Here is a 23,540-nt window from a genome sequence, read left to right on the forward strand (position 1 = left end):
GCCCTTAGCTTTTCGCTGCAGCACGGCTACAATCGCGGCATGGACGATCTGGACGGCGAAATCATCGGCATTTTGCGCACCGATGGGCGCATTTCTTTCAGTGCGCTCGGGACCGCCGTGGGGCTGAGCACCAACGCGGCGGCAGCCAGGGTGCGGAAGCTCGAAGCCACCGGGGTCATCGTGGGATACCGGGCCGTGCTGGCCGACGACGCCCCGTTGGGCCCGCTCGGGCTGGAGGCGTTCATCGACGTGCGGCTCCGCGCCGACACGGACTCCGACTCCTTCCTCCTCGCCGCACTGTCCGAACCCGAGGTGCGCGACGCCGTGCACGTGACCGGTCCCTACGACTACCTGCTGCACGTCTGGGTCAACGACACCACGCACCTGAACGAGTTGCTGCACCGCCTGAAAAAGCAGGCCAGTGCCGGCCAGACCCAAACCCGGCTCGCCCTCCGCCCTCCCGGCACCGCCAGGGAGTGAACCGCGGCCGGGCGCCGCTTCGGCTAAAATCAGCCGGTGCCCACGTCCCTGCGCCAGTCCCCCGGAGCCCGGGTCGGCCTGTCCATCGCCGTGGCCACCGGGTTGTACGGCATCTCGTTCGGCGCGCTGTCCGTCGCGTCCGGGCTCACTGTCTGGCAGACGCAGGCGCTGAGCGTGCTGCTGTTCTCCGGCGGGTCCCAGTTCGCGTTCATCGGGGTCATCGCCGGCGGCGGCACACCGGTGGCCGCCGCGAGCGCGGCGGCGCTTCTGGGCATCCGCAATGCCGTTTACGGGATGCAGATCAACGTGCTGCTGCATCCGCGCGGGTGGCGGCGCCTCGCGGCCGCCCAGGTGACCATCGACGAGTCCCTGGCCACGAGCACCGGTCAGACCGACCCGCTCGAGCAGCGGCGCGGGTTCTGGGTGGCCGGGGTCGGCATCTTCGTGCTGTGGAACCTGTTCACCCTGGTCGGGTCCCTGGCCGGTGACGCGCTGGGCGACCCGAAGCAGTGGGGCCTGGACGGCGCCGCCGTGGCCGCGTTCCTGGCTCTGCTGTGGCCCCGGCTGCGATCGCGGGAGGCCGGTGCGATCGCCGCGGCCTGCGCGCTCGCCACGATCCTGTCCGTGCCGTTCGTGCCGCCGGGCGTGCCGATCCTGGTGGCGGCTGTCGTTGCCGCCGCTGTCGGCTGGTTCGGCTACCGGGCCGGACCCGAGGGAGAAGGCCTGGAACCCGACATCGACCCGTACCCGGGCACCGACCACACCGGACGGACGGCCCCCTCGTGACCCTGTGGTTCTGGATCGTCGTCGCCTGCGTCGTCGGGTTTCTCACCAAGCTCCTCGGCTACCTCGTGCCGAAGAAGTGGCTTGCGAATCCGCGGGTGGCCCGGGTGGCCGGCACCCTCACGATCGGGCTGCTGGCCTCCCTCACCGTAGCGAATACCGTGGCGACCGGGCAGCAGCTGGTGCTCGACGCCAGGCTGGGAGCGCTCGTGGCCGCCGCCGTGGCCCTCTGGCTGAAGGCGCCGTTCCTGGCCGTGGTGATCGTCGGAGCGGCCGCGGCGGCCGGGCTCCGGCTGCTCGGCCTGCCGTAGCGGACGGGGCGGGACCTGGCCTGCCCGTGTGGTAGCGTAGAAAGTTGCGCGTCGATCTTTATCACGATCCGACCACTCCGCTGCCCCAATCCATGGCCGGAGTCACGCACCGCTCGAACGGGTAGTACTCGTTCGGACGCACTCGACCGGGACTTACGGTCGATCACCCACGCTGTTCGAATTCCGGCGCACGCAATGCTGCGCGCCGCCTTCACACGTCATAACGAAAAGTACGCTTCATGTTCACTACCACCCATACCCTTGACCACGCCACGGAAGCCATCGACACCCTGTCGCCCGAGCACCGCCAGGCAATCCACCTCGCCTACTACGCGGGCTTCAGCAACGACCAGGTCGCCGACCTGCTCGGGGTGAGCGTCGACGTCGCCGATTCCCGCCTGAGCGAAGGACTCATTCACCTGCGATCGGCCCTGCGCGTCGCCGCCTAGGCTGAGATTCGGGCAACTGTTGCCAATGCGGACTTCTGCGTCCGGCGCACCGGCCGCAAATGTCCGCTCGGGCAACAGTTAGCCCCCGTGCTGCTCGCGCGAGACGACACTTCGGGCCCCCCACCTGGCCACTCGCCGCATCCGCCCCACGCCGTTGGAACGACGGAGCGATGGCGACCCATCCGCTGGTCGAGCCTGTCGAGACCCCGCTAAACGAACCCCGCACCACGCCGGTGCAACGCACACGCTCGACCAGGGATCGGAGACAACCGCCGGCACCTCGGGACCTCCACACCCGACGCGACCTCTGCGGGCTGGGACGCCGTGCGCTCAGGCGCCCATCTGGGCGAGACCGCGGGCGAAGGCGGACTCCAGCATGACCTTGGGCCAGAGCGCGAAGAGTCCGTGGTCCTCCGGCAGGCCGTCGATCGACGTGCCGTCGGCGGCACACGCACGGATGGTGTCCACGACCTTCTGCAACGCTTCCGTCTGGCGCAGTACGAAATCCCGGTCCACCACCGCCCCGTGGCCGGGCACGATGACGTCTCCCGGCTGGATCTCCCGCAACAGCCCGGCGAGCACAATGGGCCAGGTCAGCGGAAAGCTGCCAGAGCCGAACATAGGCGGGCCGGATTCCTCGATGATGTCGCCCAGCAGCCACACCCGGCAGTCGGGAACGTAGACCGCCAGGTCGGTGTCGGTGTGGCCGGGGTCGAGCGGGATCAGCTCGATAGTTCGCCCACCGGCCAGCACGGTTCCGGGCTCCTCCAGCAGGATGCTGGGCGGGTTGAGCACAACATCCGCCCACTGCTTGTCGGGCTCGAGGGAGGGATCGGCCTGTTGGGCAGCCAGCCGTGGACCCTCGTAGTCGGCGAAGTGGCTCGGGATGAGGTGGTGGCCGTAGACCGGCACCGCTGGGAGAGCCGCGAAGGATTGGTTCCCAAACGTGTGGTCGTAGTGGGCGTGGGTGTTGACCACCGCGACGATCGGAAGGTCGAATCGAAGGGCGATATCACGGATGACCTCATCGGCCTCGGCCGGGTTACTGCGCGTATCGACGACCGTGATACCGGTGGGGCCGACCACCACGACCACGGAGACATCCATCGGGTCGTAGCGCCGGTGAAAGACGCCAGGACCAACCTCAAGCCAGCCTGATTCAGTCATTGCTCAAGGTTAGGCCGGCTGAGCATCACCAGGCCTCGTCGAGGGGGTACCCGGGCAAGCCATCTATGCTCCGTGCGTTGCGCTCGGCGCGGTACTGATCCATGCCGTCCGCGCCCTTCTTCTCGGCCTGCAAGCGGAGAAGGTCACGCTCGCCAGTCATTTCCATGGTGGGGACGCGAGTCGCTGATGACGGAGAAGGAGTCGTGGCCGCGAGGCGACATGTTCACGTGCCCGTCTGCGCCGAGGGGTGCGGTGGCGACGAACCACATCGGTTGCTCCTCGATCCACGATCGCAGGTTCCGGTCGGTTGCATCGAAGATCTTGGCCATGGTCAAAGTCTAGGTCGCAGTGAAGTCGGTACTCCGAGATCGTGAATCACCAGCGAGTCCACTGTTCCTGTGCCGTTGTGGGCGTAAGCGGCGACTTCGCGGCTGGAAGGCTTGGGCCCGGGATGGTGGTTCTTGCGGCGAATAGTTCGGAGAACCGGCTGAGCGCGGGGGAGGCAACTCCGGCCGGGCCGTCGCCCACCCTCGTAGTGGGACCTGAACCGACGCGCGCGCATCGGTAGCGTGAGGAGCATGTTCGGACGACGCAAGCAACCCCCGCGGGAACAGCCCACGGAGCCGCTCGAAAGCCCCGGCACCCAGGCGCTCATGCGCCAGGTGCATTCGCGGCTCGCCGAGAAGCCGCTGCTCGGTGCGCAGATCGCGGGCAAGGAGATTTTTCAGAACATCCTCACGATGGTCAAAGACGAGCGCGGGGTGCAGGTCGAGGTCGTCGCGACAATTCTCGGCGGCCTCGCCGGGCGCGCGTGCCTCATCGCCGGCATTTCCGGGCAGTCGGGCAACGATCCGACACTCAACAAGCAGACCCTCAACACAATCAGCACCAAGGACGGCGGCACCTACCTTGTCGGCGACGCGACAAACTGGCAGCTCGCCGAGGGGCCGTACTCGGTGTTCGCGCTCATCGCGGGCTACCTGCACAGCGTGGGAGAGCCGATCCCCGAGGCTCGCGAGTACTTCACGCACAGCGTGCAGTCGTTGGGTGGGCCGACCTTCGGGGTACCGCGTTTCGCTCCTGGGACGGGGGTCGGCTCGACGCCTCTAGAGTACGCCGACGCACTGTGGCCCAACGTCAGTGGCTCGCTGCGACGTTATGCTCCCGACCCGCAGCTCTGGCCGACGTCGTACGGTATCGCTATCCAGCAGCTGCTCGAGCTGGCCAAAGGCTCTGGGCTCGACCTCCAGGCGATCGTGCGCGTCGTTATGGACAGCGCACTTGCCGTTGCTAAGGTCCCGCCGAAAGTACCTGCCGCCTAAGGCGGCTCGTACCATCCGCCGCGATACTGTCGGTGAGCAGTCCAGCCCTAGGCCCGGGCGCGTTGCGCAGCATCAGGCGTCGACTCCCCCGTAATCGTGAACTACTGGGCGACACCCTCGAGCAGGATCGCGAGCTCGTCGAGTTCGACGTCCCAGCCCTCTCTGTTCTGCTCAAGACGTTCGCGACGGTAGCGGGTGCCACCGGGGAGTGTATCGAAGCCCGATTCGATCACCGTGACATCCGTCCCGGTACCTGCATCGGCGATGGTAAAACGCACGTGCGTCGAGTACTGGTCGAGCTCTTCGGCGGGGATTCCCGACCAACGGAAGCCGAACGAGCCGTCGGGCACCACCTCGGTGATTTCGATCGGGAAGCTGCCGTAGTCATCCCAGTCGATGCTGCCAGCAGCCCCGGGCTCGAGCGCGGCGAACCTCACACCGTCTCCGAACCACTTGACCATCACCTCGGGGTCGGTCAGCGCCTTCCAGACGCTCGCACGCGAGGCCTCGATGTGCACGGTGCGGGTCACGGTGTGGCCCTTGATTCTTGCGTGATCAGACACGGTGTTTCCTTCACGTTCGAGCTGAGCGCGACGGAACATTGCCCGCCGAGCGGCACGTGAACTAGTTCTGCAAACGCGCCTCATCGAGCGTACCCATGATTGGGAATCTGTTCACGGGCGATTGAACTCTGTGAACGCGAGTGGCAACGCATCAGAGGTCGGTCCGTGGGAATCTCCGGAGCCCTGGGCGCATGGATGCCGCACGAACCCAATCAGTCGTGGTTTTCGTGAGTTTGAGCGCTTCTGGGGAGCAAAAAACCCCGCAATCACTGAGATTGACGGGGCTTTTGCATGGCGGTACCGGTGGGATTTGAACCCACGGTGGAGTCTCCCCCACACAACTTTTCGAGAGTTGCACCTTCGGCCGCTCGGACACGGTACCGAGAGTGATTCTAGTTGAGAGAGGGGGCCGGCGCGAATCCGGGCAATTGTCAGAGGCCGGCGGTACTCTCGCGTCGTGACAAACGACAGCTCCGCTCCCCGCACTCTCGCCCTCGCCGCCGGCGCCCTGGCCACCACCGCCGGCATCACCGCAGTGGCGGTCGCCAATTACCGGCGTTTCAAGGTTCACCTGGCCGCCAGCGCCGCCGAGCTCAATGAGACCCTGCCGATCAACTCGCTCTGGTGGCGCACCCACGCCAAGGAGAAAGGCGACCTGCTCTACGTCGCCATCGGCGACAGTGCCGCGCAGGGCATCGGCGCCAGCGCGCCCAACCGTGGTTACGTCGGGATCCTGGCCGACCACATCCGCCTGGCCACCGGACGGACGTTGCGAGTGATCAACCTCAGCGTCTCGGGAGCCACCGTGGAGCTGGCTGTGCGCGACCAGCTGCCGCGCTTCGCCAAGCTGCAGCCCGACTTCGTCACCGTCGCCATCGGCGCCAACGACATCGCCCTGTGGAATGCGGATCGCTTCGAATCCGGCATCCGAACCGTGTTCGCGGCTCTGCCGCCGCACGCGCTCGTGGCCGACCTGCCGTGCTTCCACCTGCCGCACAACGAACGCAAGGTGGCCGTGGCCAACCAGATCGTGCGCGACGTGGCCGCCGAGCACGGCCTCACGGTGGTGCCGCTGCACGCGACCACCAAACGACAGGGCTGGCGCAGCGTGCTGACGCAGGTTGCCAACGATATGTTCCATCCGAACGACCGCGGCTACCGTACCTGGGCGGAGGCTTTCCTGCCGCTGCTCAGTTCGGCCGTGGCGCGACGCGTGCCCCAGGAGGCCCTGACCGAGTGAGGGCTGTCGGCGGCCGCAGCTAGGCTCGCAGCATGGCTAAACCCGTCTCCAACTTCCGCTGCACCGAGTGCGGCTGGACCACGCTGAAATGGGCGGGCCGCTGCGGCGAATGCCAGCAGTGGGGCACCGTGGTGGAAACCGCGGAGAAAACCGGCATCAGCCGGTCGGTCGCTCCCTCCATTGTGAGCGGCACCGGCGTCGCCCGCCCGATCACCCATGTCGACACGACAGCGGTGGCGCACTGGCCCACCGGCATCAACGAGTTCGACAGGGTGCTCGGCGGTGGCATCGTGCCCGGCTCGGTGATCCTACTCAGCGGTGAGCCCGGGGTGGGCAAATCCACCCTGCTGCTCGAGGTGGCGTCCAAGGCGGCCGTGGCCAAGTCCCGGGTGCTCTACGTGAGCGCCGAGGAGTCGGTGGCGCAGGTGCGCCTGCGCGCTGAACGCACCGGCGCATTGCAGCCGGAGCTCTTCATTGCCGCCGAGACCGACCTGGCCACCATCCTCGGTCAGATCGACGCGGTCAAACCCGACCTGGTGATCATCGACTCCGTGCAGACGGTGTCCAGCTCCCTCAACGACGGCCAGGCCGGTCAGCCCGGCCAGGTGCGCGAGGTCGCGTCCACGCTCATCCGGCTCGCCAAGGACCGTAACCTGCCGGTTTTGCTGGTGGGGCACGTCACCAAGGACGGCACCATTGCCGGCCCCCGGCTGCTCGAGCACCTGGTGGACGTGGTCTGCCAGTTCGAGGGCGACCGGCACACCGCGCTGCGGTTCGTGCGGGCCCTGAAGAACCGGTTCGGCTCCACCGACGAAGTCGGATGTTTCGAAATGACCGGTGATGGCATCAGCGAGGTCGCCGACCCGAGCGGGTTGTTCCTCAGCCGCGGCACCACCGCGGTCTCCGGCACCTGCGTGACGGTGGCGATGGAGGGCCGTCGTGCCCTGCCGGTTGAGGTGCAGGCGCTCGTGATCGACACCGCCATGCCCAACCCGCGCCGGGTGACCAACGGCGTGGACAGCTCCCGGGTGGCCATGCTGCTGGCCGTGTTGGAAAAGCGGGTGGGCCACCAATTCTCGAAGAAGGATGTCTACGTGTCGACGGTGGGCGGCGTGCGGTTGGTGGAACCAGCCGCGGATCTCGCCATTGCGATTGCGCTGACGTCGGCGATCCTCGATGAACCTATCGCCCACAACGTGGTGGCGTTCGGCGAGATCAGCCTGGCTGGCGAGATCCGCCCGGTGAGCGCCGCCAAGCAGCGCGCCGCCGAGGCCGCCCGGATGGGGTTCAGCACCCGCATCGACGCGTCCAGCAGCACCGTGCAGACCGCGGTGAACCGGGCGCTGGGCACGGGCATTTCCCGACGCGACGCCGAACTGGACGACGCGTTCCGGTAGCCCGGCTGGGCCCGTGCGGCTACGGGGCGGGGTCTGGCTCGGCCGCGTCGGTGCCGACGTCTTCGATCGGTCCGAGAGCGCGCAGCAGGTCGGCCGGAGCCGCCTGCATCACGGCGGGGCCGGCAACGTCGAAGAACACCATCTCGAGGGACTCGCTGTGCACGGTGAGGAACTCCCTCAGCCATTGACCGTCGGCCACCATCACCTGCGGATTGATCTCGTCGGGAATCATCCGGGCGTAGTTCTCGCCGGAGGAGAAGAGCAGCAGGGTGCGCTTGTCGCTGCCCTCACGGCCGAAGACCCGCACCTGTTCGGCGGAGCCCTTCACCACGAGCAGCGGCGCGATCACCACATCGTTGCGGAGTGCGTAAGCCACCGCGGCCACATCCTGGTTGGCCAGTGCGGTGGCGAGGGCTTCTGAGCGGGTGTCCTGGGTCGCGTCTGTCACGTGCTCCATTCAATCATCCGGTGTCGACGCGCACCCACTTCAGGTCTCAGCCTTGAGCGAACGGCCCGCCCGGACTAGTTGAGCAGGAACTGCGTGGGGCCGGCCGATTCGACGCCGCCCACGCTCACGGAGAGGTAGTACGACGCACCCTCGCCGGGCACTGCCTCCCGTTCGGTGATCTCGCAGGTCTCCGGGCTGGACCGGGTGCGGTCCCAGGTGAGCGGGGATTTGGTGCTGACCGCGACGCCGGGCTGCAGGGTGACCTCGGCGTCTGCCGGGTCGGTCTGGCAGTCGGTCGAGGTCCAGTACACATCGGCGCCGCTGGTGATCGTGAACACCTGCGTGGAGGTGCCGGCATTCAGGTTGCAGGGTGTGCTGCCGGTGTTGGTCACGCTCAGCGAGAGCTCGGGTTCGTCGCCAGGGTCGTAGGCGTCCTGGTCGGTGATCGCCTCGACCTGCACGGTCGCGGGGTCGCACGCCGGGCCGGCGGCAGCGTCGGTGGCGGCCGGGTCGGCGGTCGCTGCCGGGTCGGCCGCGCTGCCGGTCGGCGCCGGTGCCGCTGTTGAGGCTGGGCCACTGCCGCCGCCGGGACGCAGGACGATCAGAATGATGATCAGGAGCACGGCGAGCACGCCGAGGCCGACCACCAGACGGCGGCGCCGGTAGACGTTGCTGGTCTGGGGGCCGACGGGGTGCTTGATCGTCGACATGGTCCAAGGCTAGCGAGGTCTACCGGCGCCGCCGGTAATGCTCTGCGTGTCGGTTACGATTCCATCGAAACCCGGCGACGACGCATCAGGACCGCGCCGAGCAGCAGCATCAGCACGCCGCCGGCCAGCCACGGGCTGGCGTCCAGTCCGGTCTGAGCGAGTGTCGCGGCCGGGGTGACGCCGGCGACGGTGATCTCGGTCCAGCCGATCACGGCGCCCGCGGCATCCTGCACGATCATGCTGTGCGTACCGGCAGCGAGACCGGCCGGAACCACCGCGGTGACGGTGCCCGCGGCGCTGACCTGCTGCCAGCCGCCGAGGTTGATCGGCGTGGAGCGAACCCAGACGGAGACATACTGACGGGCGAACGCGGTTCCGACGCCGATGGTGAGCTTATCGCCGGCGGCCACCGTGGAGTCATTGACCGTGATCTTGTTCTGCAGGGCCTTGGTCAGAGCGGACTCCGCGGCGGCGGTCGGTGCGCTCGTGGGAGCGGCCGATCCGGTCTGGGGAAGCTCGGTGGGGGCGGGGGTCGGAGCCGTCGTCGGGACCGGGGTCGGCTCCGTGGTCGGGACCGGGGTCGGCTTCGTCACCGGAACGGTGACGGCCAGGGGCACCCGCACCGTGGTGCCGGATTCCTTGGCCGTGAGGGTGATCTCACTGGCGGGCGCGGCGTCGGCGGGCACCGTGACGGTGACCGTTGCGGCGCCGGTGGCGTCGACGGATGCCGGAGCGAAGACCGTCTTGCTGCCAGCCCAGGTGACGGCGAGTTCGGTGTTCCTCGGCGAGCCCAGTGAGGTGAGGTTGAGCTTGCCCACGGTGAAGCTCACCGAGTCACCGGGCTTCACTGCGGTGGCCGGAACGCCGGTCACGGATGCCTGCAGCGCCTTGAACGACGGCGACAGCGGGCTCTTGGCCGTGATGTAGGAGATCCAGGCGTCCCGGTCGATCAGACCGGAGTCGCGGGTTCCGGTGCCCGCGGTGAAGATGCGGAAGTTGTCACCGCCGGTGAGCAGGAAGTTGAACGAGCCGATCCGGTAGCCGCGGGCGGGATCAATGGGTGCGCCATTGATCCAGATGCCGGTGATCCGGTCGCCTTCGGCGCGGGTCGCATCGAACGTGTAGTTCACGTTGTCGGAGAGTCCCAGCTGCAGGTACGGGCGGCTCGGCACGGCACCCTTGCTGTCGCGCTGCCACTGCTGTTCCAGGGCGACCTTGAACTGCGCCCCGGTCAGGGTGGTGGTCCAGAGGTTGTTCAGGAAAGGCAGGACGGCGTTGGCCTCCGAGAAGCTAACGTCCGAGTCCGGTGTTGTGGAGAGTTCGGCGCGCATGCCGCCGGGGTTGACGATGCCGATCTCGGCGCCGCCCTTGGCCGGGTCGGCCAGGGACTCGCGCAGGGAGTTGGCAACCAGGGTGCCCATGGTCGACGGTGCGGAACGGTCTTCTACCACCGGGTTTGCCCCGCCGATGGAGGCACGGCTGATGGGGGCGGTGATGGAACCGACCTTCACGTTTCCGGTGACGGCCGCCTGGGCCAGCGCCGCATCCGTGATTGACTTGACCGCGGCGACCCGCGGGAACGCGTTCACCAGATCGGCGTCGGCCGCGGTGCTGCGCTTGACGTTCTGGTTGAGGACCGTGGTGGTGGATTTGGTGACGGAGTCGTAGCTGAGCACGACCTGGCCGATGTTCTCACCATAGTTGCCGGTCTGCAGGACCGGGCGGGTCACGCCTGTCGCGGCGCCGGGCACCTGGGCGTTCCAGGCGTAGAGCTTGTGGGTGTGGCCGGTGAAGATGGCATCCACGGCCGGCGAGGTCTGGGTGACAATCTTGGCGAAGGCGCTGTCGGTGAGGGCCAGTTCCTGCTCGAGGGTGGCGTTCTCCACTGTTCCGGCGCCGGCGCCCTCGTGGTATTCGGCGATGATGACGTCGGCCTCGCCGTTGGCGGGGTCGCCGTCGGTGAGCTGGCCGGCGACGCGGTTGACCGCGGCGACGGGGTCGCCGAAGCTGACCGTGGTGATGCCGTTGGGCGAGACCAGGGTGGGGGTCTCCTCGGTCACGGTGCCGATGACGGCGACCTTGACGCCCTGCACGTCCCGGATCACGTATTCCTGGAGGGCGGGCGTCTGGGTTCCAGCCTGGTACACGTTGGCGCCGAGGTAGTCGAAGTCGGCTTCGCCCGCGACCCGGCCGGTGAGGTCGGCGACGCCCTTGTCGAACTCGTGGTTACCGACCGCCGAGGCAGACAGCTCCAGGGCGTCGAGGACGTCGAGGGTCGGGGTGTCATTCTGCGAGGCGGATGCGTAGAGCGAGGCGCCGATGTTGTCCCCGTCGGAGAGGAACAGGGTGCTGTCCGGGAACTGGGCGCGGAGGGTTTCCACGGTTCCGGCGAACTTCACGGTGTTCGCGTCGATCCGCCCGTGGAAGTCGTTGATGTTCAGCAGGTTCAGCTGCACCGGGAGCGGGGCCGCGATGGCCGGGACGGCGACGACGGGCGCGCCCACCAGGCACGCTCCGATCACTGCAGCGAAGGCCAGCCGGAGCGGGCGGGACGGGTTGAGCGACATTGTTCTCCTCAAGGGAATTACCGTGTGGTGACGGGATGCAGGTGAAGGGGCCGGTGCTGGTGCCGCGCGCGAGGCGACGACGACACCTGCCGGTCAGTGCTGTGGGGGCAGCCTAACGACGCCGGATGTCCGGCGGGTTACGGCCGGGCAACATGCTCAGATGAGCAGAAAAACGCCGACCAGGCCAACTTCTGAGCAACTGGGAGCGGGCGTCCCCCGGCTGCGGAACGCCCGCTCTGATCGACGCCCGGTTATGCGCTCGGCAGGGTGGACCGGCGACGACGAGCGAGCAGCGCGCCGAGCAGCAGCAGGAGCAGGGCCCCCGCCAGCACCGGCGCGCTTTCGACGCCGGTGCTGGCGAGCGTGCCGGCCGCCGCCGTACCGGAGGCGACAACCGTGATCTCCGTCCAGCCGATGACGGCGCCTGCGGCATCCTGCAGGATGATGCGGTGCGTCCCCGCGGCCAGGTCCTTCGGCAGCGCCGTGGTCACCGTGCCCGCGGCACTGACCTGCAGCCAGCCGCCCAGGTTGACCGGGGTGGAGCGCACCCAGGCCGACACGATCTCACCGGCGTGCGGGGTGCCGGCCGTGATGGTGATCGCTGACCCCGCCATGTAGCGCGCCGCATTGGTGCTGATCCGGTCGCGGAAGGCGGCGGTGAGGGCGCTCTCCCGTGCCGCGGTCGGGGCGACCGCCGGCGCCGTGGCCGTCGGGACGGCGGGCGCCGTCGTCGTGGGGACCGGCGTGGGCCCGGTCGTCGGAACCGGGGTCGGCTCGGTGGTCGGCTCCGGGGTCGGCTCCGTCGTCGAGGTGGCCAGGTTCAGGCCCAGGATCGCGGGGTCGTGGTCGGAGGACCGGAACGGGTCTGCGACGTAGAAATCGGTGACGTTGGCGTTGTACCGGCTGTATTCCAGTGCCACGGACTCGACCGAGTTGATGTTCCACACATCCACATCGGCCACGACGGCGTCCGCCTCGGCGGAGGCGAAGACGTGGTCGAGGGACCCGACCGACCCGCCGAACGCATAGGTGTATTCGCCGCTCTTGGCCTCCTGATTCAGGTAGCCGGCGTCGGTGATCACCTTGATCGGGTCTTCGTGGTCGTAGGCGTTGAAGTCGCCGGTGAGGAACACCCGGTCGATGCCGGTCTCTGCTGACATCGTGTCGGCGAACGCGACGAGGGCGGTCGCCTGGTTGACGCGGGAGGCGTTCGACGCGCCCTGGCCGTCGCCCATGTCGGCGTCGACGCCGGTGCCCGACCCCTTGGACTTGAAGTGGTTCACGATGGTGAGGAATCGGCTGCCGGTGTCGCCGACAAGCTGGAAGGCCTGGGCGAGTGGCTGGCGGGCGTTGCTGAATGCTGCGGAGCCGGTGAGGATCGTGGATCCGCCCACGGTTTCGACCATTGCCTTCTGGTAGATGAAGGCGGTGCGGATGACGTCTTCGTTGGCCGGCAGCGCGGCCGGGGACTGCACGAATGCCCAGGCATCCTGGCCGAGGTCCGCGTTCAACGCGGCAACCAGGGTGGCCAGCGCGGTGTCACGGTCGACGCCGAACACTGCCGAGTTCTCGATCTCTTCGAGGGAGATCACCTGGGCGTCGAGGGCGTTGATGGCCGCGACGATCTTCGCCTGCTGGCGCAGGAAGTTCGCCTGGTCGGCCGCGCCACGTGCGTCGCAGCCACCGCTCACGGTGGTCTTGGCGCCGGCCCGGTCGGTGTAGTACTGGCAGCCGGTGAGGGTGTCTCCGGTGGTGGAGAAGTAGTTCAGCACGTTGAAGGTGCCCAGGCGGATGTCCCCGCCCACCTTCTCCGGTGCCGAGGTGCGGGTGTTGGCGAAGGTGGCCGGCTGCACGGTGACGGCGTTGTCGGGAACCAGGGCGCTGGTCGGCTGCAGCTTCCAGGCGTTGTTGCGGTAGTCCAGGATCGTCGGCCGGGTGAAGGTGACCGCGGCGCCGATCCGCACCGGGGCGGTGGTCGAGAGGTACGGCACCGGCTTGCCCTGGTTGGACGAGCTCAGGTAGTTGGTGCTCGCGCCGTCGTCGAGGGTGATCGCCCGCGCTGCGTTGGCGGCGATGGCGGCCGTGTACCCGGCGCTGCCGGGGCGGTCGGTGACGGTGGGGTTCACCAGGGGCGTGGTACCGGCGGCGAGGCCGATCTCGGCGTACTGGTTGGTGGTGTAGTTGTTCGTCACCGTGAAGTCGCCCGCGGGGGCGACGAGCATGCCCTCGAGCCGTTCACGGTCGGCGTCGGTGGCCGGCAGCCGCAGGGCCGTGCCGACCGGCGGCGTGATGCCGGCGCGATCGAGCTGGGCGATGTCGCCGAGGGTGTTGACGGTCAGCTGGGTGAGCCCGTAGTACTCGCTGACGGCCCCGGTGACGCTCACATAGTCGCCAATGGCCACGGTGCTGGCGATGGTCCTGGTGTAGACGAAGATGCCGTGGGAGGCCGGATCCGCGGCGGCAGCGTTGGCGCCGCCGGAGCCGGGGGTCTGCAGGTAGAAGCCGGCGAACCCGCCGGTGGGGTAGGCGGCGGTGACGACGCCGACGGTGCTCACGGTGCCGCCGGCCAGCGGACTGGCGTCCGCGGTGCCCTGGATGGCGCTGATCGCGGTGGTGCCGGTCGGCGGTGCCGTGGTGGGCGTCGGGGTCGGGGTGCCGGTGGGGACCGGCGCGGGGGGCGCGCTGGTCTGCCCGGCGGCGTTGGTGGGGCTGATGGTGGCCGACAGGCTGATGTCCGTGGCGTTGTTGTCGGTGTCGGCGGCGTTGCCGCGGTTGAACGACCTGACGTCGGAATTGGCCGTCGGCGCCGTTGCGACGGCCCCTTCATAGGTGAGGGACGTGCCGTAGCCGACCAGGTCGATCACGTTCGGGTTGCCGGCGGCGTCACCGGCTGCAAGGGCGAGCGGCGTGGTGGAGTTGGCGAGGATCAGGGTGCCGGCGGTGCCGCTCGGGTTCAGCGTGGAAACCAGGTCGGCGGCGGGCAGCGCCGAACCGTTGGTGCCGTTCGACCCGCCGGAGACGAGGTAGTACCCGTTGGCCGGGATGGTGCCGGTGAGGGCCACGGCGCTCGGGGCATCCGTGACGGTGCCGGAGGCCTTGCGGTACTGCAGCGACCAGGCGGACAGGTCGATGGGAGCGCTGGTGGGGTTGTACAGCTCGACGAATTTGTTTGTGAACGCGGCGTTGGCGCTGCCACCGCTGAGGTAGGCCTCGTTGATGACGACGCCGGTGCCGGCGGTGTTGGCCTGAGCGGGGAACGCCACGACCGGGGCGACGGCGAGGCACGCTCCGATCAGCGAAGCGAGGGCCAGCCGAAGCGGGCGGGGCGGGGCGAGCGGCATGGAGTCTCCTGGGTGGGTGCGATGAACGGTCTGGCGGAACAGTGTGCAGGGCAGGGCAGAGCAGGCAGGGGCAGGGCAGAGCAGAGCAGGGGCAGGGCAGAGCAGAGCAGGGCGCCGGGTGGGCCGACGGTGGAGCTCGGGTTTGGGGCACGCCGAACGTGCCAGTGGGCGCGCCACGAACCCCGCGGGGCGGGTGGCGCAGGAACCGTGCAGGTTGGCCGGAGTGCTTCGGGGGCAGCCTAACGACCGTCTATGTCCAGCTGGTTACGGGACGACAACATGCTCAGATGAGCACAAAAACGCCGACAGTGCCCACATCTGAGCGTGCTGTGGCCGAATCAGACCAGGCGCTTGAGCATCCGGGTGTTGCCGAGGGTGTTCGGCTTGACGCGGGCGAGGTCGAGGAATTCCGCGACACCCTCGTCCGGTGAGCGAACCAGTTCCGCGTACACGGCCGGGTCGACGGTTTCGGTGCCCATGTCGACGAAGCCGTGCCGGGTGAAGAAGCCCACCTCGAAGGTGAGGCAGAACAGGCGGCTGAGGCCAAGCTCCCTGGCGTCCGCCTCGAGCCGGCCCATGAGCGCGTGCCCGACGCCGTGCCCGAGCCAGTCCTCTGACACGGCGAGAGTGCGCACCTCGCCGAGGTCCTCCCACATCACGTGCAGGGCGCCGCAGCCGACGAGGTTGCCGTCCAGGTCCTCGACCACCCTGAATTCCTGCACGGCCTCGTAGAAGACCACGCGGTCCTTGCCGAGGAGGATGCGCTGCTGCACGAGGGGTTCAACGAGTGCCTGGATGAGCGGCACGTCACGGGTTTGGGCCCGGCGCACGATGAACTCCTGTTGTGTCACGTCCGCCCGCTCTCCTGGCCGCCGAAGCCGCCGATTCTGTTCCGCCGAGAGGTCAAGTCTAGAGGCGCACGACGAACGGCCCGGCGGGAGTCCGCCGGGCCGTTCGTGTAGTGCTGGGTGGTGCCTATTCGCTGGTGATGGCCAGGTCGGGCGTGCCCGGTCCGGTGCCGATACCCGCGGCGGTGTTGATGCCCACCGAGACGGCCTCGTTGCGGTTCGTCGTGGTGAACACGTACTCCCCGTCCACGAAGTCCACGTGCACGTGGTCGCCGGCGTTCAGTTCGCCGTGCAGGATCTTCTCGCTCAGGCGGTCCTCAACCTCACGCTGGATCGCGCGACGCAGCGGCCGGGCACCCAGCGCGGGGTCGAAGCCGACCTCGATGAGGTGCTCCTTGACCGCCAGGGTGAGGTCGATGGTCATGTCGCGGTCGAGCAGCCGGTCGCCCAGGCGCTTGATGAACAGGTCCACGATCTGCAGCAGTTCGGGCTTGGACAGCTGCGGGAAGACGATGATCTCGTCGACACGGTTGAGGAACTCGGGCTTGAAGTGCTTCTTCAGCTCCTCGTTCACCTTTCCGCGCATCCGGTCGTAGCTGGTGGCGGTGTCACCCTCGAGCTGGAAGCCGACGGGCGAGCCGCTGATGTCCCTGGTGCCGAGGTTGGTGGTCATGATGATGACGGTGTTCTTGAAGTCGATCACGCGACCCTGGCCATCCGTCAACCGGCCCTCTTCCAGAATCTGCAGGAGGGAGTTGAAGATGTCGGGGTGGGCCTTCTCGATCTCGTCGAACAGCACCACGGAGAACGGCTTGCGGCGCACCTTCTCGGTGAGCTGGCCGCCCTCTTCGAAGCCGACGAACCCGGGAGGCGCACCGAACAGGCGCGACACCGTGTGCTTCTCGCCGTACTCGCTCATGTCGAGAGAGATCATGGCGGCCTCGTCGTCGAAGAGGAACTCGGCGAGCGCCTTGGCCAGCTCGGTCTTGCCGACGCCGGTCGGGCCGGCGAAGATGAACGAACCGCTCGGACGCTTCGGGTCCTTCAGGCCCGCACGGGTGCGACGGATGGTCTTGGCGAGCGCCGAGATGGCCTCTTCCTGACCGATGACGCGCTGGTGCAAAGCCTTCTCCATGAAGACCAGCCGCGAGGACTCCTCCTCGGTGAGCTTGAACACGGGGATGCCGGTGGCCTGCGCCAGGACCTCGGCGATCAGGCCCTCGTCGACCACCGCGGTGGTCTTGACGTCGCCGGACTTCCACTTCTTCTCCAGGCGCAGACGCTCGCCGAGGAGGTTCTTCTCCTCGTCGCGCAGGCCAGCGGCCTTCTCGAAGTCCTGGTCCTCGATCGCGGTTTCCTTGGCGGCACGCACCACGGCGATCTTCTCGTCGAATTCGCGCAGCTCGGGCGGGCTGGACAGGATCGACAGGCGCAGGCGTGCGCCGGCCTCGTCGATCAGGTCGATGGCCTTGTCCGGCAGGAACCGGTCGGAGACGTACCGGTCGGCGAGGTTCGCCGCGGCCACGAGGGCCCCGTCGGTGATGGACACCTTGTGGTGCGCCTCGTAGCGGTCGCGCAGCCCCTTGAGGATATTGATGGTGTGCGGCAGCGACGGCTCGTTCACCTGGATGGGCTGGAACCGGCGCTCGAGCGCGGCATCCTTCTCGAAGTGCTTGCGGTACTCATCCAGCGTGGTCGCGCCGATGGTCTGCAGTTCACCGCGGGCGAGCAGGGGCTTGAGGATCGAGGCCGCGTCGATGGCGCCCTCGGCGGCACCGGCTCCGACGAGGGTGTGGATCTCGTCGATGAACACGATGATGTCGCCGCGGGTGCGGATCTCCTTGGTGACCTTTTTCAGGCGTTCCTCGAAGTCACCGCGGTAGCGGCTGCCGGCGATGAGCGAACCGAGGTCGAGCGAGTACAGCTGCTTGTCCTTCAGCGTCTCCGGCACATCGCCCTTGACGATCGCCTGGGCGAGGCCCTCGACGACGGCGGTCTTGCCGACGCCGGGCTCACCGATGAGCACGGGGTTGTTCTTGGAGCGGCGGGAGAGGATCTGCATGACCCGCTCGATCTCCTTCTCGCGCCCGATCACCGGGTCGAGCTTGTTATCGCGCGCGGCCTGGGTGAGGTTGCGCCCGAACTGGTCGAGGATCTGGCTGCCCGCGGGGTTGGCCGCTGTCTCGTTCGCACCCACCTGCACCTGCTCCTTCCCCTGGTAGCCGGAAAGGAGCTGGATGACCTGCTGGCGCACCCGGTTCAGGTCGGCGCCGAGCTTGACCAGCACCTGGGCGGCAACGCCCTCGCCTTCGCGGATGAGCCCGAGCAGGATGTGCTCGGTTCCGATGTAATTGTGGCCCAGCTGCAAGGCTTCGCGAAGGCTCAGCTCGAGGACCTTCTTGGCGCGCGGCGTGAACGGGATGTGCCCGGTCGGCTGCTGCTGACCCTGGCCGATGATGTCCTGCACCTGTTCACGCACGGCATCCAGCGAGATGCCGAGGCTCTCCAGGGCCTTGGCGGCCACGCCTTCACCCTCGTGGATGAGCCCGAGCAGAATGTGCTCGGTTCCGATGTAGTTGTGGTTGAGCATCTTGGCCTCTTCCTGGGCCAGGACGACGACACGACGAGCTCGGTCGGTAAATCTCTCAAACATATGAACACTCCCTTGGCGCCAGGGCGGTTATGGCACCGATACAACGAGAGTAACCAGCGCAAGGCCGGATGCGTGCCTCTGTTCGCCGTGGGCGTGACGGATGTGACGTGCGGGGTCCGCTCCGCCGCACGCCGCGCCGACGGCTGCGCGGTGTTTCCCCCGACCTGCCCCCGTTCGGACGAGTTGCATCTGGCGGACCGCACGGCCCGGCTGGAAAGACGGCTCGGCAGAGTTCTCACCTGGCTGGCTCTGGGCGGCGCCCTGCTCTGGGGCCTCCTGGCGACCGGAATCGGCGTCGCCACCGTGGTCGGGCAGCTCCTGACCGACAGGTTCGTCGTCACACTCTTCGCGGATGCGCTGCTCCTGGGCACCGTGCTCTGGCAGGGCTTCGGTGGGCTCGGCCGGATGATCGCTGCTGGCGAGCTGAACGGCGACGCCCCTGGCGGCTTCTGGCCGTTGGCAACCCTCGTCGACCTCGCTCCGGGCGGAACCGGAGTCGTGCTCCTCGTCGCGGCCGCGGCCATCTCGATGGGCCAGCGCCTGCAGCGCGAGACCGACGGACTCGTCTAGTGGCACCCGCCGCCGAGGACGAGGCCACGGGCATCCACTGCAGGCTCGACGAGCTGCTTATCGAGCGGGGCATGACCCTCACCAGGCTCAGCGAGCTGGTCGGGGTCAGCGTGGTCAACCTCTCGGTTCTCAAGAACGACCGGGCCAGGGCCATCCGGTATTCGACCCTCGCCGCGGTCTGCGTCGCGCTGAACTGTGAGGTCGGCGACCTGCTCGTGCGCGCCGACTGAACCCGGCCAACCCCGTCGCGCCCTTGCGAGGGCACCGGACTGCGCAATACTGTCACCATTCGGCTCCACTATTTCGGGACCTGCGCAGGCAGGCGAAAGGCGGCGGCACCATGGACGGCTCCCCGAACCTCGCCAATCCGGCTCGTTCCAACGGCATCACCGACCCAGCCGCCGAGATCGCCCGGCTCTCCGCCGAGAATTCCCGGCTGCGCGGACAGCTCGGCCCGGCCGCCGAACACCGCGCGTCCGCCAGGTGGCGGGCGTTTTTCGCGGCGCTGCTCATCACCATCGGCGTGCTCCTGGCACCGATCAGCGTGGTGGCGTACTGGACCAAGGGGTACGTCAACGACACCGACAGGTTCGTCGCCTCGCTCGCCCCGCTCGCGGACGACCCCGCCGTGCAGGCGTACCTGGTCGACGAGATCGTCACGGTCGTCAACGACAACGTCGACATCGACGGCATCACCAAGGACCTGTTCGACGGGTTGGCCAACCTCGACCTCCCCCCGGAGGCCAAAAACGCCCTCGGGCTGCTCGAACAGCCCGCCACGCAGGGGGTGCAAAGCCTGATCCGATCCGCCGCCACCAACATCGTCGCCTCGGATGCCTTCGCCGAGCTCTGGGAACAGGCGCTGCGGACCAGCCAGACCCAGGTCATCGCGGCGTTGGAGGGCGACACCTCCACGGCGCTGATGATCAGCGACACCGGCGAACTCGGCATCCAGCTCGGACCGATCATCGAGGAAGTGAAGAAGGAACTGGTCAACCGGGGCTTCTCGCTGGCGCAGAACATCCCCGAGGTGAATCGCACCATCGTGGTGGCCCAGTCAGACTCCCTCGTGCAGGCGCGCACCGGTTATCAGCTGCTGAACGTGCTCGGCTTCATCCTGCCGCTGGTGAGCCTGGGCCTGATCGTCCTCGGCGTGCTGGTGGCCAAACGACGCTCGCGCACCATGATCTGGGCCGGACTCACCCTGGCCCTGTCCATGGCCCTGCTCGCCGCCGGAATCGCGGTGGGGCGAATCCTCTTCATCAGCGCATTGTCGCCGACGTACCTCCCCAATAATGTGGCCCAGGCGCTCTATGACGCCGTGGTGCCGTTCATCAACACCACGGCCCTGTCGGTGGGGCTGGTCGGCTTCACCGTGGCCGTCGTGGCGTACCTGGCCGGGCCGTTCCGCGGGTCGACCATGCTCCGCCGGGCCACCATCGGAACGACCGCACGGTTGCGCACGGCTGCGGAGAACGCCGGAGTCACGACGGGCGGCTTCGGAGAATTCCTCTACCACTACCGGCGCCTGGTCCACGTGCTGATCGGGTTGGCCGCCGCCGCCGTCGCGATTTTCTGGCGGCCGCTCGCCGTGCCGGTAATCATCTGGACGGCGGTCCTCGCGCTGCTGGCCGTGCTGCTCGTCGAGCTGCTGCAGCGCCCGCCGGTCACCCCCGGCGTCCCCCTGGTCCCCCGGGCCAGGCCGGGCACGGGTCCAGGACCGCAGGAACCGACGGCCACGGCCAGCACGGAACCGGTCAACCCCACCCTCCCGTTGCCGCCAGGAGACCCCGACGATCTGCGCGGACAGACCGGCCCGACAGAACCCCTCGAACCGCTGCGCACCCCGGCACGCCCGGATTAGGCTCGCAGTGTGAGCAACCTCGAAACCGAACCGGCCGAAATCGTCTGCGACCCCAGCACGATCACCGAGGCGGATGTCGTCATCCTGACGCCGCGGGACGTCCCCCTGGGCGGCCTCCGTGCGATGGGCGTGCGTCGCACCCTCCCCCAGCGCGAGAGAAGCCTGATCGGCGCCTGGTGCTTCATCGACCACTACGGCCCCGACGACGTCTCCGTCACCGGCGGGATGGTGGTGCCGCCACATCCGCACACCGGGTTGCAGACGGCGAGCTGGCTGTTCGCCGGCGAGGTCGAGCACCGCGACAGCGTCGACAGTCTCGCCCTGGTGCGGCCGGGCGAGCTGAACCTGATGACCGCGGGCTCCGGCATCAGCCATTCCGAGGTCTCCACGCCAGACACCACGGCACTGCACGGCGTGCAGCTGTGGATCGCGCTGCCCGACCTCACCCGGCACCAGGCACCGCACTTCGAGAACCACGTCATCGAGCCCATCACGCTCGGCGAGGTCACCCTGCACGTGTTCATGGGCACCCTGGCCGGGCAGAGGGCCGCCGCCACCGGGGACACCCCGCTGGTCGGCGCGCAGATCGACCTGCCGGCCGGGTCGTCGATCGACCTCGACGTGGATTGGTCCTTCGAGCACGGGGTGCTCGTCGACGCCGGCACGGTGCTGTTCGCCGGCGCGACGGTGCAGCAAAACGAACTGGGTGTCGCCCTGGCCGGCCGCTCGGCCATCCGCCTGCAGAACACCGGCGACGGCACCGCCCGGGTGGTGCTGCTGGGCGGCGAACCGCTCGGCGAGCAGATCGTGATGTGGTGGAACTTCATCGGCCGCAGCCACGAGGAGATCACCGCCTGGCGAGCCCAGTGGCAGTCAGAGGTGATCGACGGCACGGATGCCGCCGGCCGGTTCGGTCACGTCGCCTACCACGGTGCGCCGCTGCCGGCACCGGTGCTGCCCACCGTGCGGCTCAAGCCCCGCCGCTGAACCGGCCGGGGGCCGCGGCTACTGCACGGCGGAGGTCAGCCTGGCGAGGTTGTCGAGGATCGTCGAGCGCAGCGGCTGCTTCATCCACTCGTCGAGGGTGAGTTCGCGGCTGTCGGCCCGGTAGCCGTCCTCCACCGCCCGCAGCGCCTGCACGAACGAGGCCCCACGCACCATCAGGGACACCTCGAAGTTGAGGCTGAACGAGCGCATGTCCATGTTGCTCGAGCCGATCACGGCGACGTCGTCGTCGATGGTGAAGTGCTTGGCGTGCAGAACGTACGGCGCCTTGTACATGTAGATCTTCACGCCCGCCCGGAGCAGTTCCTCGTAGTAGGAGCGTTGCGCGTGGTACACGAGAGCCTGGTCGCCGATCTCGGAGACGAACAGTTCCACGTGCAGTCCGCGCTGCACTGCGGTGGTGACGGCGTACATGATCGACTCATCGGGCACGAAGTACGGGCTGGTGATCACGATGCGATCCTGCGCGTAGTAGAGCAGCGCGAGGAACAGTCGCAGGTTGTTCTCCCCCTCGAAGCCTGGCCCGCTGGGCACGACCTGGCAGTCGATGGCATCGGAGATGTCTTCGGGGTGCACGGGCTCGATGTCGCGGGTGAGGAGCTCGTTGGTCTCGCTGTACCAGTCGGTGATGAAGATCGCGTTCAGGCCGGAGACTATGGGGCCCTCGAGCCGTACCATCAGGTCTTTCCATTTGAGGCCGCGGCGGATGTTGCGCTTCATGTTGTAGGTGCGGTCGATCACGTTCTGCGACCCCATGAACCCCACCCGGCCGTCGACGATGACGAGCTTGCGGTGGTTGCGCAGGTCGGGGCGCTGCCACTTGCCCTTGAACGGCTGCAGCGGAAGCATCAACTGCCACTGCACTCCGGAGGCGGTGAGCCGTTTCTTGGTCTGTGCGAAGCCCGGCTTCCGCATCGACTGGATGTGGTCCATCAGCACGCGCACCGTCACGCCGCGCTTGACGGCGTTCTCCAGGGCGTCGAAGAACGGCGTGGTGGTGGGGTCGAGGGAGAGGATGTAGAACTCGACGTGCACGTACTTCCTGGCCTTGTCGATGTCGGCGACCATCGCGGCGAAGGTCTCCTCATAGTTGCCGTGCAGCCGCGCCCGGTTGTCGCCGACGAGCGGCATCGCCCCGAGGTTGCGGTTGAGCGCGACCACGGATTCGAGCCAGGCCGGCCACGGGTGGTCGCGTTGCACCCGCTCCATGCCGGCGGTGCTGTCGAGGATGAACTGGTTGATCTCGGCCTGCATCTCCACCCGGCGCTTGGGCAGGGTGCGATAGCCGATCAGCAGGAAAAGCAGGAAACCGAAGAAGGGGATCAGGAAGATCGCCAGCAACCACGCCATGCCGGAGGTGGGCCTGCGGTTGCGCGGCACGACGATGATCGCGATCACTCGGATGGCGAAGTCAACAAGGAATGCCACCACGAGAAGGATGGTGGACAGGTCGATACCGAACACGGTTAGCTGGCCGGTTTGTCGAGGCCGAGTCTGGTTCGTTCCTCGGCTTCGACCCGCGCGTAGGCGTTTCGTTCGGTGCGGTCGGCGCGGATGATGGCGCGCATGATGATCCAGAAGATCACCCCGACCAGAACCGTGGGCGCGAGCGAGAACAAAGCGTTGGCCCAGAAGTCATCCATAGTCACTCCAGCCTACGCGAACAAGCCCTGCCCCCATCCGCGAGCTGTGACTTAAGCACCAGGATTCGCGGGCAAAGTCATACGGTCGTAGCAACGCTCTGATTCAAGGAGTGTTGGATGGTCAAGCTTTTTCCGGCGGGCACGCGGACGAGGTTCGTGGATATGGTCTGCTCAGGGGG

At 67.9% G+C, this 23,540-nt stretch carries 22 protein-coding genes and 1 tRNA gene; 11 read left to right on the top strand and 12 right to left on the bottom strand.

Translation table 11 applies throughout. The features are described 5' to 3' along the window. Positions 1–39 precede the first annotated feature (39 nt). From E3O42_RS11960 to E3O42_RS11975, 4 genes are all read left to right on the top strand, one after another. A complete protein-coding gene (locus tag E3O42_RS11960; protein ID WP_134454158.1) occupies positions 40–480 on the top strand; it encodes an Lrp/AsnC family transcriptional regulator in 441 nt (146 codons plus the stop codon). A 36-nt stretch (positions 481–516) separates the two neighbouring features. Continuing rightward, entirely contained in the window at positions 517–1,266 is a 750-nt protein-coding gene (locus E3O42_RS11965; RefSeq protein ID WP_134454159.1) for an AzlC family ABC transporter permease, read from the top strand. After that, positions 1,263–1,574: an AzlD domain-containing protein gene (locus tag E3O42_RS11970; protein WP_134454160.1), complete on the top strand. Its 312-nt coding sequence runs from the start codon at positions 1,263–1,265 to the stop codon at positions 1,572–1,574. Before E3O42_RS11965 ends, E3O42_RS11970 begins: the two co-directional genes overlap by 4 nt. A gap of 239 nt (positions 1,575–1,813) precedes the next feature. After that, entirely contained in the window at positions 1,814–2,023 is a 210-nt protein-coding gene (locus tag E3O42_RS11975) for an RNA polymerase sigma factor (protein ID WP_134454161.1), read from the top strand. A gap of 330 nt (positions 2,024–2,353) precedes the next feature. On the opposite strand, the gene E3O42_RS11980 is transcribed toward E3O42_RS11975, so the two are convergent. Together E3O42_RS11980 and E3O42_RS18595 are read right to left on the bottom strand one after the other, a co-directional pair. Continuing rightward, positions 2,354–3,190: an MBL fold metallo-hydrolase gene (locus E3O42_RS11980; RefSeq protein ID WP_134454162.1), complete on the bottom strand. Its 837-nt coding sequence runs from the start codon at positions 3,188–3,190 to the stop codon at positions 2,354–2,356. Between the two features lie 143 nt (positions 3,191–3,333). Further along, positions 3,334–3,519, bottom strand: coding sequence for a hypothetical protein (locus E3O42_RS18595; protein ID WP_241984806.1), 186 nt, complete (start codon positions 3,517–3,519; stop codon positions 3,334–3,336). A 249-nt stretch (positions 3,520–3,768) separates the two neighbouring features. Here E3O42_RS18595 and E3O42_RS11990 point away from each other — a divergent pair, with 249 nt between their 5' ends. Continuing rightward, positions 3,769–4,512, top strand: a complete 744-nt coding sequence (locus E3O42_RS11990) for a hypothetical protein (RefSeq protein ID WP_134454163.1) — start codon at positions 3,769–3,771, stop codon at positions 4,510–4,512. A gap of 101 nt (positions 4,513–4,613) precedes the next feature. On the opposite strand, the gene E3O42_RS11995 is transcribed toward E3O42_RS11990, so the two are convergent. After that, complete coding sequence (locus E3O42_RS11995; RefSeq protein ID WP_166787987.1) at positions 4,614–5,075, bottom strand: SRPBCC domain-containing protein; 462 nt, start codon at positions 5,073–5,075, stop codon at positions 4,614–4,616. Positions 5,076–5,367: 292 nt separating this feature from the next. After that, a tRNA-Ser gene (locus E3O42_RS12000) sits at positions 5,368–5,457 on the bottom strand. A gap of 75 nt (positions 5,458–5,532) precedes the next feature. Here E3O42_RS12000 and E3O42_RS12005 point away from each other — a divergent pair. Together E3O42_RS12005 and radA are read left to right on the top strand one after the other, a co-directional pair. After that, the gene (locus tag E3O42_RS12005) at positions 5,533–6,315 is read left to right on the top strand and encodes an SGNH/GDSL hydrolase family protein (RefSeq protein WP_241984807.1); all 783 of its coding nucleotides are present in this window, start codon (positions 5,533–5,535) and stop codon (positions 6,313–6,315) included. Between the two features lie 32 nt (positions 6,316–6,347). Next, positions 6,348–7,712 carry a DNA repair protein RadA gene (gene radA, locus E3O42_RS12010; RefSeq protein ID WP_134454165.1) on the top strand — a complete coding sequence of 455 codons (1,365 nt, stop codon included), beginning with the start codon at positions 6,348–6,350 and terminating at the stop codon, positions 7,710–7,712. 19 nt (positions 7,713–7,731) lie between these two features. Here radA and E3O42_RS12015 read toward each other — a convergent pair whose 3' ends face one another. The 6 genes from E3O42_RS12015 to E3O42_RS12040 all read right to left on the bottom strand — a co-directional run bounded on the left by E3O42_RS12015 (position 7,732) and on the right by E3O42_RS12040 (position 18,279). Then, positions 7,732–8,160, bottom strand: coding sequence for a dehydrogenase (locus E3O42_RS12015; protein ID WP_134454166.1), 429 nt, complete (start codon positions 8,158–8,160; stop codon positions 7,732–7,734). A gap of 74 nt (positions 8,161–8,234) precedes the next feature. Next, entirely contained in the window at positions 8,235–8,870 is a 636-nt protein-coding gene (locus tag E3O42_RS12020; protein WP_134454167.1) for a DUF4232 domain-containing protein, read from the bottom strand. A 53-nt stretch (positions 8,871–8,923) separates the two neighbouring features. Next, positions 8,924–11,437 (bottom strand): bifunctional metallophosphatase/5'-nucleotidase, encoded by a 2,514-nt coding sequence (locus tag E3O42_RS12025; protein WP_134454168.1) that lies wholly within the window; start codon positions 11,435–11,437, stop codon positions 8,924–8,926. A 251-nt stretch (positions 11,438–11,688) separates the two neighbouring features. Further along, positions 11,689–14,778, bottom strand: coding sequence for an ExeM/NucH family extracellular endonuclease (locus E3O42_RS12030; protein ID WP_134454169.1), 3,090 nt, complete (start codon positions 14,776–14,778; stop codon positions 11,689–11,691). 338 nt (positions 14,779–15,116) lie between these two features. After that, positions 15,117–15,629 (bottom strand): amino-acid N-acetyltransferase, encoded by a 513-nt coding sequence (locus E3O42_RS12035; protein WP_134454170.1) that lies wholly within the window; start codon positions 15,627–15,629, stop codon positions 15,117–15,119. A gap of 124 nt (positions 15,630–15,753) precedes the next feature. Then, positions 15,754–18,279, bottom strand: coding sequence for an ATP-dependent Clp protease ATP-binding subunit (locus E3O42_RS12040; RefSeq protein ID WP_134454171.1), 2,526 nt, complete (start codon positions 18,277–18,279; stop codon positions 15,754–15,756). A gap of 72 nt (positions 18,280–18,351) precedes the next feature. On the opposite strand from E3O42_RS12040, the gene E3O42_RS12045 reads away from it, so the two are divergent. The 4 genes from E3O42_RS12045 (at position 18,352) to E3O42_RS12060 (ending at position 21,700) form a co-directional block, all read left to right on the top strand. Continuing rightward, positions 18,352–18,849 carry a hypothetical protein gene (locus tag E3O42_RS12045; protein WP_134454172.1) on the top strand — a complete coding sequence of 166 codons (498 nt, stop codon included), beginning with the start codon at positions 18,352–18,354 and terminating at the stop codon, positions 18,847–18,849. Then, entirely contained in the window at positions 18,849–19,079 is a 231-nt protein-coding gene (locus tag E3O42_RS12050; RefSeq protein ID WP_134454173.1) for a helix-turn-helix domain-containing protein, read from the top strand. Before E3O42_RS12045 ends, E3O42_RS12050 begins: the two co-directional genes overlap by 1 nt. A gap of 110 nt (positions 19,080–19,189) precedes the next feature. Then, a complete protein-coding gene (locus tag E3O42_RS12055) occupies positions 19,190–20,713 on the top strand; it encodes a hypothetical protein (protein WP_134454174.1) in 1,524 nt (507 codons plus the stop codon). 9 nt (positions 20,714–20,722) lie between these two features. Then, positions 20,723–21,700 carry a pirin family protein gene (locus tag E3O42_RS12060; RefSeq protein ID WP_134454175.1) on the top strand — a complete coding sequence of 326 codons (978 nt, stop codon included), beginning with the start codon at positions 20,723–20,725 and terminating at the stop codon, positions 21,698–21,700. 18 nt (positions 21,701–21,718) lie between these two features. On the opposite strand, the gene cls is transcribed toward E3O42_RS12060, so the two are convergent. Together cls and E3O42_RS18050 are read right to left on the bottom strand one after the other, a co-directional pair. After that, positions 21,719–23,173 carry a cardiolipin synthase gene (gene cls / locus E3O42_RS12065; protein WP_420897879.1) on the bottom strand — a complete coding sequence of 485 codons (1,455 nt, stop codon included), beginning with the start codon at positions 23,171–23,173 and terminating at the stop codon, positions 21,719–21,721. 11 nt (positions 23,174–23,184) lie between these two features. Further along, positions 23,185–23,361 carry a hypothetical protein gene (locus tag E3O42_RS18050; RefSeq protein WP_166787988.1) on the bottom strand — a complete coding sequence of 59 codons (177 nt, stop codon included), beginning with the start codon at positions 23,359–23,361 and terminating at the stop codon, positions 23,185–23,187. Positions 23,362–23,540 lie beyond the last annotated feature (179 nt).

This window comes from Cryobacterium adonitolivorans (genome assembly GCF_004402695.1).
GTDB classification, from domain to species: Bacteria; Actinomycetota; Actinomycetes; order Actinomycetales; family Microbacteriaceae; genus Cryobacterium; species Cryobacterium adonitolivorans.